The sequence below is a fragment of the Variovorax sp. P4_D9 genome (genome assembly GCF_056401695.1).
In genome coordinates, this window is the sequence record NZ_JBFUIU010001324.1 from 1 (window position 1) to 1,721 (window position 1,721).

Sequence of the window (1,721 nt, forward strand, 5' to 3'; positions counted from 1 at the left end):
ATCATCAGGTGCTCGGTGCCGCGCATGCGTTGGAAGGTGCCTTCGCGGACCACGCTGAACTGCGTCGCCCGCGACCCAACCTGTCGCGACTGCAACCAGCCGAGCCAAGCCTCAAGTCCATCGTAACGGCGCCCCCCGTGTTCGATTCGGCCAATCGTGACGCCACGCACGATGCTTCGGTCGTCTAGTGCGGTTGTATTGCACAGGGGTTTCCTCAACGCGCAGTGGAAGCTATTTCGGTTGTACTGCCAAGTAGCTTCCGCGGGTTATGTCGCGCTCTGCACTCGTAGAACAAACTCAATCTGATACCGGCCGCCACGTGCCGTTTGCCTCTGGCGGTCGCTCTCCTTCACTGCACATGCGCTTTGRTCTCCAACCAATCCGACAGTTCGGTTCACGCAGCGGATGTGTTGCGCATATCCAGTTCAGCCAACTCCATCCTAAAGGCGGCCACTCTCTGCGTTCCATTCAATGCTTGGCGGTTTCAAGGCCGAAGCGCAACGGGGTTGAGTTACTGAATTGACGCTGGCGGTTGATAGGACGATGCGAGCGTTCTTGCGAACACCGCCAATGGCGTGTCACGCGCTTCATGAAAAGCGTCGCCGACCTCGTTGTGCGAGCGCCGCAAACGACCGCTATCCCGCGAATTTGAAGCGATGTCGACCGGCCGCTTTTGGCTGCGGCGACGGCTGTTGGCCCGGTGCGGTAAAGCTGCCGCATCATCGAACGCTTCCGCGGAATGGACCAGCGAAAGCAAGCCCGCACTGCCTGGTCGTCTACCTTGCGCCGCATGGCGCTTCTAGCGCACGGAGCGGGCCGGCTTACCAAGGCTCTTGCTGGCTGGCGCTGAAGAAACCACTGGTGGGTCCGTCGTCCAGGAGCAGCGCGAGCCGGATGGCGGCCGCTGCGCCCTGGGCACGGTCTGGTAGCCGCGGTGGCCGTTCAGGTCGGTGGCGGTGAAGCCGGGGTCGTCCGAGTTGACCTTGATGCTCGTTCCCTTCAGCTCCGCGGCCAACTGCACCGTCAGCATTTAGGGCCCATCAGCGACGTTCGCAGATCTCGATACGCGGCCGCGAAGCAGACGGTCGATGTGAGGCGGCGCGAGCCTGCGTCCTCAAACGACGGGTCTCACCGTGTTGGGTCAGACGATGGCAAGCCGTCCATCATTCAGTTGTCGTCGTCCTGAAATTTGATGCTCCGGTGCGTACCGTCGCAGAATGGCTTGTTCTTCGATCCGCCGCAGCGACATAGGGTAAAGCGCTCACGCGAGGCGCCTTCGCTCCAAGCCTCGGTGTCAAGATCAAAGCCCTGAACTTCATAGGGGCCGTTTCGTGCAATGCGAATGCTCGGAGATCGGTGAGCTCCTTCAAGGTTGTCTCACCTTGATGCTCRAGGAAATCAACAGCTTACGAACGCTGCTTTCAAAATTGCACCGGTCGGGTTTTCAAAGTTCCGCCGGCGTAGGTGCAGCGAGCATCCAACGGCCGCTTCTCGGCTCCATTGCAGTCCGCTGTAAGCCCGGTTCGGGCCCGTTGCTGTCCTTCGACTTTGCGACCTGAACTTCAGCTCTGCAGCGGTTGCTGCCGGTGGAAGCCGGTGAGCGGACTCACGCTGCCCGACACAAAGCTGCCACTGGGCTCGTCCACGCGCACGGGATTGAGCGGCAGCTGTACGAGGTATTGCGGCCGGGACAAATCCACGAGGCATGGGATCTACGCGTG

The 1,721-nt window shown here is 60.9% G+C and carries 3 protein-coding genes and 1 pseudogene; 1 reads left to right on the forward strand and 3 read right to left on the reverse strand.

Going from position 1 to position 1,721, the window contains the following annotated elements:
- Window positions 1–188, forward strand: a pseudogene (locus tag AC1DY5_RS54475) (amidase); the annotation flags it as partial.
- Between the two features lie 323 nt (window positions 189–511).
- On the opposite strand, the gene AC1DY5_RS54480 reads toward AC1DY5_RS54475, so the two are convergent.
- The 3 genes from AC1DY5_RS54480 to AC1DY5_RS54490 all read right to left on the reverse strand — a co-directional run bounded on the left by AC1DY5_RS54480 (window position 512) and on the right by AC1DY5_RS54490 (window position 1,344).
- Entirely contained in the window at window positions 512–757 is a 246-nt protein-coding gene (locus tag AC1DY5_RS54480) for a hypothetical protein (RefSeq protein WP_478122503.1), read from the reverse strand.
- A gap of 42 nt (window positions 758–799) precedes the next feature.
- Window positions 800–1,030, reverse strand: a complete 231-nt coding sequence (locus AC1DY5_RS54485; protein ID WP_478122504.1) for a hypothetical protein — start codon at window positions 1,028–1,030, stop codon at window positions 800–802.
- Between the two features lie 137 nt (window positions 1,031–1,167).
- On the reverse strand, window positions 1,168–1,344 hold the full coding sequence (locus AC1DY5_RS54490; RefSeq protein ID WP_478122505.1) for a CDGSH iron-sulfur domain-containing protein: 177 nt from the start codon (window positions 1,342–1,344) through the stop codon (window positions 1,168–1,170).
- Between the last annotated feature and the right edge of the window lie 377 nt (window positions 1,345–1,721).